At 64.4% G+C, this 14,066-nt stretch carries 14 protein-coding genes; 11 read left to right on the top strand and 3 right to left on the bottom strand.

Annotated elements, in window-relative coordinates; all coding sequences use genetic code 11:
- Nucleotides 1–3: 3 nt before the first annotated feature.
- From DKW65_RS10100 to DKW65_RS10090, 3 genes are read left to right on the top strand one after another with little or no spacing between them, the layout of a single operon-like run.
- The gene (locus tag DKW65_RS10100) at nucleotides 4–1,146 is read left to right on the top strand and encodes an acyl-CoA dehydrogenase family protein (RefSeq protein ID WP_111657121.1); all 1,143 of its coding nucleotides are present in this window, start codon (nucleotides 4–6) and stop codon (nucleotides 1,144–1,146) included.
- Nucleotides 1,147–1,190: 44 nt separating this feature from the next.
- Nucleotides 1,191–2,081: a 3-hydroxyisobutyrate dehydrogenase gene (mmsB, locus tag DKW65_RS10095; RefSeq protein WP_111657120.1), complete on the top strand. Its 891-nt coding sequence runs from the start codon at nucleotides 1,191–1,193 to the stop codon at nucleotides 2,079–2,081.
- Nucleotides 2,082–2,107: 26 nt separating this feature from the next.
- Entirely contained in the window at nucleotides 2,108–3,214 is a 1,107-nt protein-coding gene (locus tag DKW65_RS10090) for an enoyl-CoA hydratase/isomerase family protein (RefSeq protein WP_111657119.1), read from the top strand.
- 19 nt (nucleotides 3,215–3,233) lie between these two features.
- Here the strand turns inward: DKW65_RS10090 and DKW65_RS10085 are convergent, their stop codons facing one another.
- Nucleotides 3,234–4,121: an acyltransferase gene (locus DKW65_RS10085; protein WP_111657118.1), complete on the bottom strand. Its 888-nt coding sequence runs from the start codon at nucleotides 4,119–4,121 to the stop codon at nucleotides 3,234–3,236.
- Nucleotides 4,122–4,247: 126 nt separating this feature from the next.
- Between DKW65_RS10085 and DKW65_RS10080 the strand changes: the two genes are divergently transcribed.
- Nucleotides 4,248–6,035: a phospholipase D-like domain-containing protein gene (locus DKW65_RS10080; RefSeq protein WP_111657117.1), complete on the top strand. Its 1,788-nt coding sequence runs from the start codon at nucleotides 4,248–4,250 to the stop codon at nucleotides 6,033–6,035.
- A gap of 35 nt (nucleotides 6,036–6,070) precedes the next feature.
- On the opposite strand, the gene ygfZ is transcribed toward DKW65_RS10080, so the two are convergent.
- Nucleotides 6,071–7,111: a CAF17-like 4Fe-4S cluster assembly/insertion protein YgfZ gene (ygfZ, locus tag DKW65_RS10075; RefSeq protein ID WP_111657116.1), complete on the bottom strand. Its 1,041-nt coding sequence runs from the start codon at nucleotides 7,109–7,111 to the stop codon at nucleotides 6,071–6,073.
- A 200-nt stretch (nucleotides 7,112–7,311) separates the two neighbouring features.
- Between ygfZ and DKW65_RS10070 the strand changes: the two genes are divergently transcribed.
- Both DKW65_RS10070 and DKW65_RS10065 read left to right on the top strand, forming a co-directional pair.
- Nucleotides 7,312–7,578 carry an FAD assembly factor SdhE gene (locus DKW65_RS10070; RefSeq protein ID WP_111657616.1) on the top strand — a complete coding sequence of 89 codons (267 nt, stop codon included), beginning with the start codon at nucleotides 7,312–7,314 and terminating at the stop codon, nucleotides 7,576–7,578.
- Nucleotides 7,579–7,606: 28 nt separating this feature from the next.
- Nucleotides 7,607–7,951: a hypothetical protein gene (locus DKW65_RS10065; protein WP_111657115.1), complete on the top strand. Its 345-nt coding sequence runs from the start codon at nucleotides 7,607–7,609 to the stop codon at nucleotides 7,949–7,951.
- Nucleotides 7,952–7,960: 9 nt separating this feature from the next.
- On the opposite strand, the gene nadB is transcribed toward DKW65_RS10065, so the two are convergent.
- Nucleotides 7,961–9,562 (bottom strand): L-aspartate oxidase, encoded by a 1,602-nt coding sequence (gene nadB, locus DKW65_RS10060; protein WP_111657114.1) that lies wholly within the window; start codon nucleotides 9,560–9,562, stop codon nucleotides 7,961–7,963.
- A gap of 299 nt (nucleotides 9,563–9,861) precedes the next feature.
- Between nadB and rpoE the strand changes: the two genes are divergently transcribed.
- From rpoE to DKW65_RS10035, 5 genes are read left to right on the top strand one after another with little or no spacing between them, the layout of a single operon-like run.
- Nucleotides 9,862–10,428 (top strand): RNA polymerase sigma factor RpoE, encoded by a 567-nt coding sequence (gene rpoE, locus DKW65_RS10055; RefSeq protein WP_111657113.1) that lies wholly within the window; start codon nucleotides 9,862–9,864, stop codon nucleotides 10,426–10,428.
- A 41-nt stretch (nucleotides 10,429–10,469) separates the two neighbouring features.
- Nucleotides 10,470–11,042 carry a sigma-E factor negative regulatory protein gene (locus DKW65_RS10050; RefSeq protein ID WP_111657112.1) on the top strand — a complete coding sequence of 191 codons (573 nt, stop codon included), beginning with the start codon at nucleotides 10,470–10,472 and terminating at the stop codon, nucleotides 11,040–11,042.
- 15 nt (nucleotides 11,043–11,057) lie between these two features.
- Nucleotides 11,058–12,053, top strand: coding sequence for a MucB/RseB C-terminal domain-containing protein (locus DKW65_RS10045; protein WP_111657111.1), 996 nt, complete (start codon nucleotides 11,058–11,060; stop codon nucleotides 12,051–12,053).
- The gene (locus DKW65_RS10040) at nucleotides 12,050–12,535 is read left to right on the top strand and encodes a SoxR reducing system RseC family protein (protein ID WP_111657110.1); all 486 of its coding nucleotides are present in this window, start codon (nucleotides 12,050–12,052) and stop codon (nucleotides 12,533–12,535) included. The genes DKW65_RS10045 and DKW65_RS10040 overlap by 4 nt, the downstream gene beginning before the upstream one ends.
- Nucleotides 12,536–12,588: 53 nt before the next feature.
- The gene (locus DKW65_RS10035; protein ID WP_111657109.1) at nucleotides 12,589–14,007 is read left to right on the top strand and encodes a DegQ family serine endoprotease; all 1,419 of its coding nucleotides are present in this window, start codon (nucleotides 12,589–12,591) and stop codon (nucleotides 14,005–14,007) included.
- Nucleotides 14,008–14,066 lie beyond the last annotated feature (59 nt).

Genomic DNA, 14,066 nt, shown 5'->3' with positions numbered 1-14,066 from the left:
GCCATGGACTTTTCACTCAGCGAGACGCAACGGGCCTACTGCGATACCGCGCGCCAGTTCATGGAAAAACAACTGGCGCCGCATGCCGCAGACTGGGATGCCAACAGCCATTTTCCGGTGCCGGTGTTGCGCGCGGCCGGACAGCTCGGTTTCATGGGGCTCTACACCCCGGAAGCGCAGGGCGGTCTCGGGTTGTCGCGCCTGGATGCCAGCCTCATTTTCGAGGTGCTGGCTGAGGGCTGCACCTCGACCACGGCCTATATCACCATTCACAACATGGCGACCTGGATGGTGGCCACCTTCGGCGGTGATGCCGTGCGTGACGAATGGTGTGCGGCCCTGGCGTCGGGGGACGCGCTGGCGTCCTACTGCCTGACCGAGCCCAATGCGGGTTCGGATGCGGCGTCGCTGAAAACCCGCGCGCGTCGTGATGGCGATGACTATGTGCTGGAGGGCAGCAAGGCCTTTATTTCCGGCGCCGGCAGCACCGATGTGCTGGTGCTGATGGCGCGTACCGGCGAGGCGGGGGCGAAAGGCATTTCCTGCTTCCTGATTCCCGGCGATGCGCCGGGTGTGAGCTATGGCCGCAATGAAGACAAGATGGGCTGGAAGAGCCAGCCGACGCGGCAGGTGCAGCTCGAGGGCGTGCGCATCCCGGCGCGTTATCGCCTGGGTGAAGAAGGCGAGGGTTTTCGTATTGCCATGCGCGGGCTGGATGGCGGGCGGATCAATATTGCCTCCTGCTCGCTGGGTACGGCGCAGGCGGCCCTGAATCAGTCACTGGCCTACGTCAGTGAGCGGCGCCAGTTCGATCAGCCGCTGGCGGATTTCCAGACGGTGCAGTTCCGTCTGGCGGACATGGCCACCGAGCTGGAGGCGGCGCGGCTGATGGTGCGTCAGGCGGCGTGGAAGCTCGACGCGGGTCTGCCGGATCGCACGGCGGCCTGTGCCATGGCCAAGCGGCTGGCCACCGATCTGTGTTTCGATATCTGCAACAACGCGCTGCAACTGCACGGTGGCTACGGGTATATCCGCGAATATCCGCTGGAGCGTTATGTGCGCGATACCCGGGTACACCAGATTCTGGAAGGCACCAACGAAATCATGCGCGTCATCATTGCCCGGCATCTGCTGGCCGGGCGCTGACAGCACCATCGACGCACCATCGACATCACAACAGGGAGACAGGCATGAAGATCGCATTCTTTGGCGTGGGCAACATGGGCGGGCCCATGGCCATCAATCTGGTCAAGGCCGGGCACGTGGTGACCGCGTACGATCTGTCCGCCGAGTTGCTCAAGTTGGTGGCGGGTGACGGCGTGCAGACCGGGGCGTCGCCAGCTGCAACCGTGGCGGAGGCCGAGGTGGTGATCAGCATGTTGCCTTCGGCGGCGGCGGTCACGGGGCTGTACCAGGGGGAGCAGGGCATTCTTGCGCAGATTCCTGCCACGGCGCTGATTATCGACTGTTCGACCATTGACGCGGATACCGCCAAGGCGGTGGCGGCCGATGCCGCCGCACGCGGGCGGGTGATGATTGATGCGCCGGTATCCGGTGGTGTCGGCGGTGCGCGGGCCGGGACCCTGACGTTCATCTGTGGCGGCCCGGCCGACGCGGTAGCGCGGGCCAGGCCGGTGCTGGAGGCCATGGGCAAGAAGGTGTTCCGCGCGGGCGACAGTGGTGCCGGGCAGACGGCGAAACTGTGCAACAACATGCTGCTGGCGATCCAGATGATCGGCACCTGCGAAGCCCTGCAACTCGGCGCAGACAATGGTCTGGACCCGAAGGTGCTGTCCGAGATCATGCTGGCCAGTTCCGGCCGCAACTGGTCGCTGGAAGTCTACAACCCCTGGCCCGGTGTCATGGACGGGGTGCCGTCGTCGAATGATTACCAGGGCGGTTTTGCGGTGGATCTGATGAACAAGGATCTGGGGCTGGCCATGGACAATGCGTTGCGTGCTGGCACCCGCACGCCGCTGGGCGCACTGGCTCGCAACCTGTATGGTCTGCACGGCGGGCAGGGGGCCGGGCGGCTGGACTTTGCCAGCATTCTGCGCCTGATCGCTGGCCAGTCCGCCTGAAACCAATAGCCTGAAGGAGCCTGTCGATGAGCACCGACGCCCCGGTTGTCTTTGAAGAACTGCCCTGTGAATCCGATCGTGTGATCGGTCTGGCCCGGCTCAATGCCCAACGTAGCCTGAATGCCCTGAGCCTGCCGATGATTCATCTGCTGCATGAGCAGCTGACCGCCTGGGCTGCCGATGAGCGGGTGGCTTGTGTCTGGCTGGAAGGGGCGGGCGAGAAAGCCTTCTGTGCGGGCGGTGACATCGTCGAGATGTACCGGAGCATGACGCCCGTGGGCGAGCGCAACGCGTTTATCGAAGATTACTTCGCCAGTGAATACCGTCTGGACCATCTGATTCATGTCTATGAGAAACCCCTGATCTGCTGGGCCCATGGCATTGTCATGGGCGGTGGCATGGGGCTGATGCAGGGTGCGTCGCAACGGGTGGTGACGGAAAAAACAAAACTGGCGATGCCGGAAATCACCATTGGCCTGTACCCGGATGTGGGCGGCAGTTTCTTCCTCAATCGCACGCCGGGCAAGACCGGCCTGTTTGCCGGGCTGACCGGCGTGCATCTGAACGCCGGAGACGCGCTGTTCATGGGCATGGCCGACGTGTTTATCCACGCCGAGCGTCGCGATGCAGTGTTGTCGGCGCTGCAGGCACTGTCACTGAGCGGCGATGCGGCCACCGATCATGCGCTGGTGCACCGGCTGTTGCGGGAAGCGTCACCGCAGGAGACGCCTGCCTCGCCAGTGCGCGAGCATTTTGACGACATCAATCGTGTCTGTGATGGCGCCACCCTGGTGGAAGTGGGCGAAGCCCTGTTGCACAGCAAGGGGTACAGCGACTGGATGCAGCGGGCGGTATCTACCTTCGAGCGTGGCTGTGCCCAGACCGCCTGGCTGGTATGGGAGCAGTTGCGTCGCGCCCGGCATCTGTCGTTGGGTGACGTGTTCCGGATGGAATGGATCATGTCGGTGCAGTGCGCCATGCACCCGGATTTCCGTGAGGGTGTGCGGGCGCTGCTGATCGAAAAGGATGGCGCGCCGCAGTTCCGCTACCACAAGCCGGAAGAGGTGCCGGTGGGCTATATCGACGGCTTTTTCGAACTGCCGGCGGCCAGCCATCCTCTTGCTGACCTGTAAGAGGGGGCGGTCGCCGCTGTCAGCCGCTGGCCTGTTTCAGGGCGTCGATCCGTGCATCCTTGGCGTGCCAGAGGTCGCTGACCCAGCGCTGGATGCGCGCACGGAATTGCCGATCGTTCTCGTAGTCGCCTTGCCAGAGCCAGTCCTCCAGCGGTGTGACGCGAATATCGACGATGACCCGTGGCACCCGACCCATCAGCAGGTCCGCGAAGCCCGGGGGTGGGCCGTCCGGATAGACCACCGTGACATCCAGCAGGGCGTCAATCTGTTCGCCCAGGGCGCCCAGCACAAAGGCAACGCCGCCGCTTTTCGGTTTCAGCAGATTGCGATACGGTGACTGCTGGGCAGCATGTTTGGCGGGGGTAAAGCGGGTGCCTTCCAGATAGTTGACCACGGTGACGGGCATGCGCCGGAATTTCTGGCAGGCGGCTTTGGTGATTTCCAGATCCTTGCCGCGCAGTTCGGGGTGTTTTGCCAGCACACTTTTGCTGTAGCGCTTCATGAAGGGGTAATCCAGTGCCCAGAACGCCAGCCCGAGGAACGGCACCCAGATCAGCTCCTGCTTGAGAAAGAACTTGAAATAGGGTGTCTTGCGGTTGAAGGCCTGTACCAGTGCCGGAATATCCACCCAGGATTGATGGTTGCTGACGACCAGATAGGAGGTGTCCTGGCGCAGCGGCACGTCGCAGCGGATGTCCCAGTGGGTGGGCGTCAGCAGGGCAAAGGTGGCCTTGCACAGCTCGGCCCAGGTTTCGGCAATCCACATGACAGCACGGGAACAGGCATCCTTGAGCGTCTGGCCGGGCAGTACCAGCTTGAGCAGGGCGATCAGCATCATCGGGCCGATCAGGATCAGGGTGTTGAGTAACAGCAGTAGAACAATCAGCAGCGCGGCAGGCACACGCATCACGGGTCGTCTCCCTTGGTTCTGGCTTGCTGATCATACACAAAAAATGATGAGGGGTTTGGCGCGCTGGTCACGCTCGCTGTGTTGTGCTGGAGGGCTGGTATTGTCTGCCGACAGGAGGTGGCCATGCGGGTCGCCCTGATCATCAGTCTGCTGTGCCTGGGGGCCTGCAGCGCAACACCCGTGGACCCGGACCGCATGGACCAGCGCGTGGCCGCCCTGCAGCAGGACCAGCGCACCTGCCCGCCGGGCCATCCCCGTGTCTGTGCGCCCGACAGCCCGCTGGCTGACCTGTACGACGGCAGCGGCGACAGTCATCATGTGATTACCCTGCAACGTGGAACGGATGCGCTGGCTGCCCGCCTGCATCTGATCCGCAGCGCCCGCGAGCGTATTCTGTTACAGAACTACATCCTCTATGACGACGAGGCCGGACAGTTGCTGCTGGCGGAAATGCTGGCCGCCGCCCGGCGAGGGGTGGAGGTCCATATCCTGGTGGACGCCCTGTTGTCGTTGCCTGACCCTGCCGTGCAGGCGGCGCTGGAAATGGCCCATCCGAATTTCCAGGTGCGGTTGTACAATCCCCTGGGCGGGCCCCGGCGCGAGCTGGCGGTGGCGCGCGGTCGCCATGTGATCACCTCGGCCCTGTGCTGTTTCCGCACGCTTAACCACCGCATGCACAACAAGCTGTTCGCGGTGGACGGTCGGCACATGATTGTCGGCGGGCGGAATACGGCCGGGCGTTACTTCGATCTCGACACGCGCATGAATTTCATCGATTTCGAGGTGCTGGTCACCGGGCAGATCGTACACGAGGCTGAGGCGGGTTTTTTCCGCTACTGGGATCATGACCGGGTGCGGTCGCCGCGTCACACCCGCGATGTGGCCGAGGCGCTGGAAGGCAGCCCGGTATTGTGGCCGGAGATCGGCTCGGCACGCATCGCGCCGTTCATTGATCTGGCGCGTGATCCGGACTGGCTGGCCGAACTGATCGAGCATTTCGGCCATGTGGTGGGCGAGGTCAGCTATTTCAATGATCCGCCGGACAAGATCCGGGTGGCACCGCAGGAGCCGGAGGAAGACAGCACCGGGCAATTGCGCGCGCTGATGGCCTCAGCACAGCACTCCATCCACCTGCAAAGCCCGTACTGGGTCATGTCGCGGGATTTCGAGCGCTTCCTGCGTGAGCACCGCGACCCCGCAGTGACCTGGCGTATCAGCACCAACTCGCTGGCCGCGACGGATGCCTTCCCGGTCTATGCCATCAGTCGACGCCAGCGCGAGCGGATGCTGCGCCAGCATCATCTGACGATTCACGAGTTGCGCCCCTTCCCCGAGGACATTGCCGATTATGTGCCGCGTTACGATCTGCTGATCGAGGAAAAAGCGGCAGGTATTGCCATGCCCATGAGCGGTGATCCGCGCTCGCCGGTGGCGGACAGCCCCGGGCCGCGGGTCAGTGTGCACGGCAAGGTGCTGGTGATAGACCGGGAAGTGGCGGTGATTACCTCGCACAATTTTGATCCGCGCTCGGAGGTGTACAACACCGAAAATGGCCTGATCATCCATGACGCTGCTTTCGCGGGCGTCATGGCAGACAAGCTGGAGCGATTGATGGCAGACAGCAACAGCTGGACCCACGGGCTGACGCCCTCGCGGGTGCCGGTGCTGGGCGCCGTCAATCGCGGGGCGGCCCGTGTCTCCCGGCGCCTGCCGACCCTCGACCTGTGGCCCGCCCACATGAGCCAGAATTATTCGCTGGTCGACGGGGGGCGCCCGGTGTTGCCGGATGATCCGGATTTTCTGCTGCACTATGAACCGGAAGGCGAGTTTCCCGAAGTGGCATTGCGCAGCCGCCGCGTGCAGGCGGGCGTGGTCAGCCGTTTCTTCGGTTTCCTGCGCCCCCTCATGTAAACCAGATCGGCACGCCCGTAGCCCATAGGCTGCGCTCAGTCGTTGGCTGGCGCGTCCTCGGGCAGTGCGTAGGGCAGTGGCGCGGGACGGTGGCCCAGCGGCAGGCCGTCCACCAGCAAAGGGCCTTCGGCGTCGTGGCGCAGCACCGCGAGGGCCTGCACACCCTGGCGGGTCAGCACACTGACCACCACCTCACCCACGGACTGGCCGCCGTTGTTGCGCAGCACGGTGCCCGGGGGCAGCGGTCGGTCGCTTTCCCATTGCAAGCGGCGCATGCGCTGCTTGAGTTGTCCCTTGAACTTCATCCGGGCCACCACTTCCTGGCCGGTATAGCAGCCCTTGTTGAAGCTGACGCCGTGGATCAGGTCATAGTTGAGCACCTGCGGCAGGAACAGATCCTCGGCGCCAGGGAAGATGTGTCCTTCACCGTCGGCGATGTCGGCCAGCAGGGCATGGTCGGCGGCGCCGGTGTCGTGGTCGTCGGTCAGGGACGGCCACAGGTCCAGCGCGTCTTCCACGGGCGCGACCACCAGATAGCGGTGGCCCGCACGCACCACGCTGATGGTGTCGTTGCTGGCCCAGGCGTCGCTGTCCCGGGGCAGGGGCAGGCCGGCACCGGACAGCGTCTCGGAGGCGCCGGGGCCGCTCAGTCCGATCACCACGCGCTGCGTGTCGAGGGTCAGTGTGGCCTTGGAAAAGACCATGTATTTACCCAGTTTTTCCTGCAGGGCGCTGGCCATGGTCGCTGGCACCAGCAGATCCAGGCCCTCTTCGGCGGGCAGCACGCGGAAGCTGACCAGAGCGCGCCCTTTCAGACTCAGGTGCATGGCAAGGCGGCTGCGTTGCTGGCTCAGATCGCGGATATCGGCCGTGACCTGGCCTTGCAGGAAGGTGGCGGCATCCGGGCCGCGCAGGGCGAGCAGTTGCAGGTGGTCACAGGCATAGGCCATGTCGGCGGCGGCGTCGCCGGGCAGGGTGCCAAGATCGCGCGCAATACCGTCCTGGTCGCGCCGGGCGCCAGCGTCATCGAGCAACGATGTCCAGGCGGCGGGGCGGGTATCGTGGATGGCGGACATGATCTATCACTCCTGGCTGACAGCGGGTGCAGTATATGTGGTGCACCCTGTGTTAAAGCAAGGTACGCGAAGCGCGGTGCATGAACAATGTACGTCGTGAGCGGTGGCCTGGCGGGAGGCCTCGTGGCAAAGCGTGCAAAATGCACCGATAATGCGCGCTCAACTCCCGCTGCAAACGAGATGGGCAGGAACGCATGACCATGCCGAGACTTACCGCCGAGGAAAGGAAGCGCCGCCTGGTGTGGCAGTGCCGTCGAGGCCTGCTGGAAACCGACGTGGTGCTGAACGCTTATCTGGACGAGCACTTTCTGCACGATACGTCTGCTCATCAGCAGACCTTCGAACGTTTGCTGGCGTGTCAGGATGCGGACCTGTTCGAATGGTTTACCCGCCGGAGTCGCCCTGATGACGGAGAACTGGATGCCTTCGTCCGCCACATGCTCACCCTCGTGGGGGCAAAAGACTGAGGTGCTGCCGGGGCGGTGGCGGGGCGTCATGCCGCTGCTGCCATTGCCTGCCTTGTGGTGTGCCTGCTGGCTTTCCGGCCTGCAGACGATATCCCCCCTGTTCTGCCTGCTGGTGATGCTGGTCCTGACGCTGCTGTGGTGCGGCGCGGCCTGGCGTCGGCCATGCGCCATCCAGTTGATCGTCTGGCCCTCGGCGGTATCGATCACCTGGCGCCGGGGCCGACAGCCCATGGCGCAGCGCGTGGTGTATGAGCAGCCCCTGTCGGCGGTGCGCTGGCCCGGCTGCGTGGTGTTTGCTGAGGGGGTGGTGTACCGCGATCAACTGCCGGCGCACGCCTGGCGCCGGTTGCTGATGCTGTTGCAGGCAGCGTGAGTCGCTGCGTCAGGGGCGTGCCGGATTCTCCGGCACCAGTACGGTGTCGGCCACCTCGGCACGGGTATCCGGATAATCCAGCATGTAGTGCAGCCCGCGGGATTCGCGCCGCTGCAATGCCGAACGGATGATCAACTCGCCGATCACCACCAGGTTGCGCAGCTCCAGCAGGTCATTGGAAATGCTGTAGTTGGAGTAGTACTCGGCAATCTCCCGCTTCAGCAGCTCGATCCGGTGTGAGGCGCGTTCCAGGCGCTTGACCGTGCGCACGATGCCCACGTAGTCCCACATGAAACGGCGCAGCTCGTCCCAGTTGTGACTGATGATGACGTCCTCATCGGAATCGGTGACCTGGGAGGCATCCCACTCCGGTGCCGCCTCGGGGGCGGGCAGGTCCGCCAGACGGCTGGCGATATGCTGGCTCGCCGCCTGACCGAAGACGAAGCATTCCAGCAGTGAGTTGCTGGCCATGCGGTTGGCACCATGCAGGCCAGTAAAGGCGGTCTCACCGATGGCATAGAGGCCATCCAGATCGGTCTGGCCGTTCAGGTCGGTCATCACACCGCCGCAGGTGTAATGGGCAGCGGGCACCACCGGCATGGGTTCCCGGGTGATATCGATGCCCAGTTGCAGGCACTTGGCATAGACCGTGGGAAAGTGGTTGATGATGAAATCCGCCGGGCGATGACTGATGTCCAGGTACAGGCAGTCTGCCCCCAGGCGTTTCATTTCAAAGTCGATGGCACGGGCCACCACGTCCCGGGGTGCCAGTTCGGCACGCTCATGGAAGCGGTGCATGAAGCGCTCGCCGTCGGGCAGCAACAGGCGCCCGCCCTCGCCGCGAATGGCTTCGGTGACCAGAAAGGACTTGGCCTTGGGGTGGTACAGGCAGGTGGGATGGAACTGCATGAACTCCATGTTGGCCACCCGGCAGCCCGCGCGCCAGGCCATGGCGACGCCGTCACCGGTGGCCACGTCCGGGTTGGACGTGTAGAGGTAGACCTTGGAGGCGCCGCCGGTGGCCAGCACCACGCACTTGGCCAGGAAGACATCAGTCTGGCCGCGCAGACTGTCGTGGACATAGGCGCCAATGCAGCGGCGGCGACCGTCCGGGCCGGTGTCGTGGAGCAGGTCCACGGCCACGCGGTGCTCGTACAGGGTCACGTTGTCGCGCTGCCTGACCTGGTCGATCAGGGCGCCGGAGATGGCCAGGCCGGTGGCATCGGCCACATGGATGACGCGGCGATGGCTGTGGCCCCCTTCGCGGGTCAGGTGATAACGCTGCTGGCCGTCTTCCTCGAAGCGGGTGAACCCCACCCCCTGGTCGATCAGCCAGTTGATGGCCGCCGGGCCATGTTCCACGGTCATGCGCACGGCATCATCGTGGCACAGCCCGGCACCGGCGACATGGGTATCCTTGATATGGGACTCCAGCGAGTCCTTCTGGTCCATGACGGCCGCCACGCCACCCTGGGCGTAATAGGTGCTGGCGCTTGTCAACTCGCCCTTGGACAGCAGCGCGATGCAGCTGTCGGCGGGCTGGTGCAGCGCCACGGTCAGACCGGCAGCCCCGCTGCCGATAATCAGAACATCGTGATGAAAGGTGGCCATAAGTGCTCCATTGGGCAGGCGGCCAGTATAAGAAGGGCGGGGCATTCGCACCATGCCCGAGCGTGTGAACGCAGGCGCGGCCCGACTGTATCAATTCATAAAACAGCGCGGGCGGCAGGGGACGCCGCCAGTGCGGCTTTGCTACAATGCTCCGCTTTGCAAGCGCGACCGGAGAACCGGTCGGGATGAGACTATGACGCTATCGTGGACGCTATCACGGACACCAATACGGAACTTGTGCCGTCTGCGGGCATCTGAACACGCATTCAGGGCCCGAGCGGCCAGTCGGGGGAGCACGGGTGACTGACGAGGAACTGGTCAAACGCGCCAAGAAGGGTGATTCACGGGCATTTGATCTGCTGGTGCGCAAGTATCAGCACAGGATCTTTGCGCTGATCAGCCGCTATGTGCGTGACCATGATGAAGTGCAGGATGTCGCCCAGGAGGCCTTTATCAAGGCGTGGCGGGCCTTGCCCCGTTTCCGTGGCGACAGCGCCTTTTATACGTGGCTGTACCGCATTGCGGTCAATACAGCCAAGAATCACCTGGTGGCCGCCGGTCGGCGCCCCCCCGGATCAGATGTGGATGCCGCCGACGCCGAGCAGTTCATCGGTGCCGACGGATTGCACGAAGTTGGAACCCCGGAGTCACTGGCGTTGTCCCATGAACTTGAGACCGCCATCCATGAGGCCATCAACGGATTGCCCCAGGAGCTCAAAACTGCGGTAACGTTACGGGAGTTCGACGGTCTCAGCTATGAGGACATCGCGGCGGTAATGGATTGCCCGGTGGGCACGGTAAGATCACGTATCTTCCGCGCCCGTGAGGCGATAGATCAGGTGGTGCGTCCGCTCATGCAGCGGTAATGACACCAGGCCTTTCTTGATGGCAAGCAGAAGGTGATGCCATGAGCACAGAACGCGAGCGGGAACTGCTGTCCAGTCTGCTGGACGGTGAAACCAGCGAACTGGAGACGCGGCGCATACTGCGTGATCTGGACGACACAGGTGCAGCCCTGTGGCAGCGCTGGCAGCTGGCCGGCGATGTCGCGCGCAAGCAGCCGGTGGCGGCCGTGCCGGCGGACTTCAATGCGCGTCTCAGCGCGGCATTGAACGCCGAAGGGCGCAGCCGCAATCACTGGTTGGGAAGTATCGCCCGGACCGCCGTGGCGGCCTCCGTGGCAGCGGCGACGGTGACCGTGGGCTGGCAGTTCTGGGGCGCGCAGCACGCTGGCGAGGCGCCGGGTATGGTGGCGTCTGCACCGGTGGTGGAATCCCGCAGCCGGCCGTTTGGTGATGCCTTCCTGGTCGGCCAGGGGCTGACGGCGACGCCGCGCAGCGACGGCCTGCGGGCTGACGCCGGGAGCCAGATCAATCCGCTGATGATCCGGCACAGTGAAATGGCAGCGCGCCACGGCGGCCAGGGCATGGTGCCCTACGCCCGGCTGGTCAGCGCGGATGCCCGGCAACAGGACAAGTAAGACGAGATGACTCACATGCTGCGTCGTGCTGCCCTGCGGCTTGCTCTGTTGCCGATTCTGTTGTCGACCTGGGCCTTCGCGGACACGTCGCAGTCTGACTCCGAACCCCGCACGCTGTTGGCGGCCATGGCCGAGGCGAATCGCAGCCTCGATTACCAGGGCCGCTTTCTCTATATGCACGGCAATGAGCTGTCCACCATGAAGGTGCGGCATGCCGTGATTGACGGGCATGAGTACGAGCGCCTGACGCATCTGGATGGTCAACTCGCCGAGTTGATCCGCCGGGATGACCAGGTGATCTGCATCCACCCCGACCGCAGTATTACCCGCCTGCCAGCGCAGTCCGGCCTGGCGCCGATGCCGTTCCAGGATCGTCTCGACCGGGCCCTGCCGGAGCAGTACAACGTGCTGCTCGACGGAGAAGGCCGTGTCGCCGGGCGTCAGACCTGGCACCTGCGCATTGCGCCGCTGGACAGCCACCGGCATGGCTATCGTTTGTGGATCGATCAGGACAGCAAGCTGCTGCTGAAATCCGAGATGGTGGATGCCAGTGGCATGGTGCTGGAGCGCATGGAATTCGTGGCGCTGGACACCGCGGCAACGCTGACCGCCGACGATTTCGCCACCCCGGAGGCGGCCATGGAAACCGCCATCGAAGGGGTGGAGCCGGGAGCCTACCCGCAGGGGCGTCTGGAGATTGATATCGAGTGGCTGCCGGAAGGCTTTGCCGCGCTGGACCGTGACCTGCGCCGGGCTACGCCCGAGCAGGTGCCGGTGTCCGCGCTGGCCTATGGCGATGGCCTCGCCTCGTTCACCTTGTTTGTCGAGCCGGTCACTGCCGAGTCGACGGTCGAGGAGGGCATGTCACGCATGGGGCCTACCGTGGCGGTCAGCCGTCGCCTGGAGCAGGGTGACAGTGCCTGGCTGGTGACGCTGGTGGGAGAGATCCCGCAGGCCACCGCCGAGCGCGTGCTGGCGGCTGCCAGTGTGCGACTGGATGCCGCGCAATGATTGAGGAATCCGGACGCGTAGTGGCCGTAGAGCCCGGCGCCGTCTGGGTGGAAACGCTGCGTTTCAGCGCCTGCCGTGATTGCAGCGCCCGCAAGGGCTGTGGCCATGGCCTGATGGACAGCGAACGTGCCGGTGCCCGGGCTCGGGTGCGGGCGCTGAACCCGACCCTGACGCTGGCGGTGGACGATGCCGTGGTCGTGGGTATCCCCGAAGGGGCGCTGTTGCGTGGCGCCGTGATGCTTTATCTGGTGCCGCTGCTGCTGATGTTTGTGGCGGCACTGGTCGGTGCGGCGCTGCCGTCCGGCCTGCCCGGCGGCGATCTGGCTGCACCGTTCGGCGTTGCCGGTCTGGCGATCGGTTTTCTGGTCAATCGCTGGTACAGTCAACAGCACGCCCGCGACCCCGCCCTGCATCCACAGGTCGTCCGCCGGGCCGGTGCGCCGGCCGCTGCCGCGCAGCCTGTTTCGCTCTGCCATCACTGAGAGCATGCGACGCTGATACGCATGCCACGTCGGAAAACAGGGGATGACATCTGATGAAGACACAAGTGCCTGCACGCTGGATTTTCGTGTTTCTGGTCGGGCTGTTGATCAGCTGTCGGCCGCATGCCGGGACCTTGCCGGATTTCACCGCGCTGGTGGAAGATAATCAGGATGCGGTGGTCAACATCAGCACCCTGCAGCGTGTCGAAGGGCGCCGTGGCCAGGGGCAGCGTGTTCCGGAGTTCTTCCGGCACTTTTTTGAAGGCATGGAAGACCATTTCGATACCCCGCCCCGGGATGCCGAATCCCAGGGCTCGGGCTTCATCATCTCCCGCGATGGCTACATCCTGACCAACTACCATGTGGTGCGTAACGCTGACCGGATACTGGTGCGCCTGCAGGATCGCCGTGAACTGGAAGCCGAACTGGTGGGGCAGGACGAGCAGAGCGACCTGGCGCTGCTGCGTATCGAGGCCGGGGACCTGCCGGTGGTGCGCATCGGTTCGTCCCGCGATCTGAGGGTCGGCGCCTGGGTGCTGGCCATCGGCGCACCGTTCGGGTTCGAAAGCACCGTGACCGCCGGGATCGTCAGCGCCGTGGGTCGCAGCCTGCCGAATGAGAACTATGTGCCCTTCATCCAGACGGATGTGGCCATCAATCCGGGCAACTCCGGTGGCCCGCTGTTCAATCTGGATGGCGAAGTGGTGGGCATCAACTCCCAGATCGTCTCGCGTTCGGGCGGGTTCATGGGGCTGTCTTTTGCGATTCCCATCGACATGGCCATGGACGTGGTCAAGCAGCTGCGCGAGACCGGCCGGGTGGCCCGGGGCTGGCTTGGCGTGCTGATCCAGGACGTGGACCGTGATCTGGCCGAGTCGTTCGGGCTGGACAAGCCTGCCGGGGCGCTGGTGGCTCAGGTGATGTCCGACTCGCCCGCAGCGAAAGGCGGTATCCAGGCCGGTGATGTGGTGCTGGAGTTCAACGGCGAGCGTATTCACCGCTCCTCGCAGTTGCCGCATGTGGTGGGGCGTGTGGTGCCCGGCACCGAGGCAGAGGCCGTGGTGATGCGTGATGGCAAGCGGGTGACATTGAAGGTGCCGGTGGGTGAATTGCCGGAAGACGGCGGTCGCCGCAGCCGCGACGCGCAAGTCGAAACACCCGAAGTACAAGCCGACCCACTGGGTCTGACTGTGGAGCCCATGACCGCGCAAGAGCGCGAGAACATGGGTCTGGACCACGGCGTGAAGATTACGGATGTACGGCCTGGCCCGGCGTCCCGCGCGGGTATCCGCCGGGGTGACATCCTGCGCACCCTGAACAACATGACGGTGGATGACCCTGAGGCACTGGAAGAGATTCTGACGACCCTGCCGCAGAACGCCTGGGTGCCCGCGCTGATCCAGCGGGGCGAGAACCCGCGCTTCCTGGCGTTGCGGGTGGAAGCCGACGGCGACGCCGAGAGCGAGGAATAAGTGCTCCCCGGCCGTGGGGCATCATCGCCCCACGGCTTCAAATCCGCTAGAATCAGCCG

It is taken from the genome of Isoalcanivorax indicus, from assembly GCF_003259185.1.
GTDB lineage: Bacteria > Pseudomonadota > Gammaproteobacteria > Pseudomonadales > Alcanivoracaceae > Isoalcanivorax > Isoalcanivorax indicus.
Note: the sequence above shows the minus strand (reverse complement) of the source record. Positions and strands in the feature narration are given on the sequence as shown.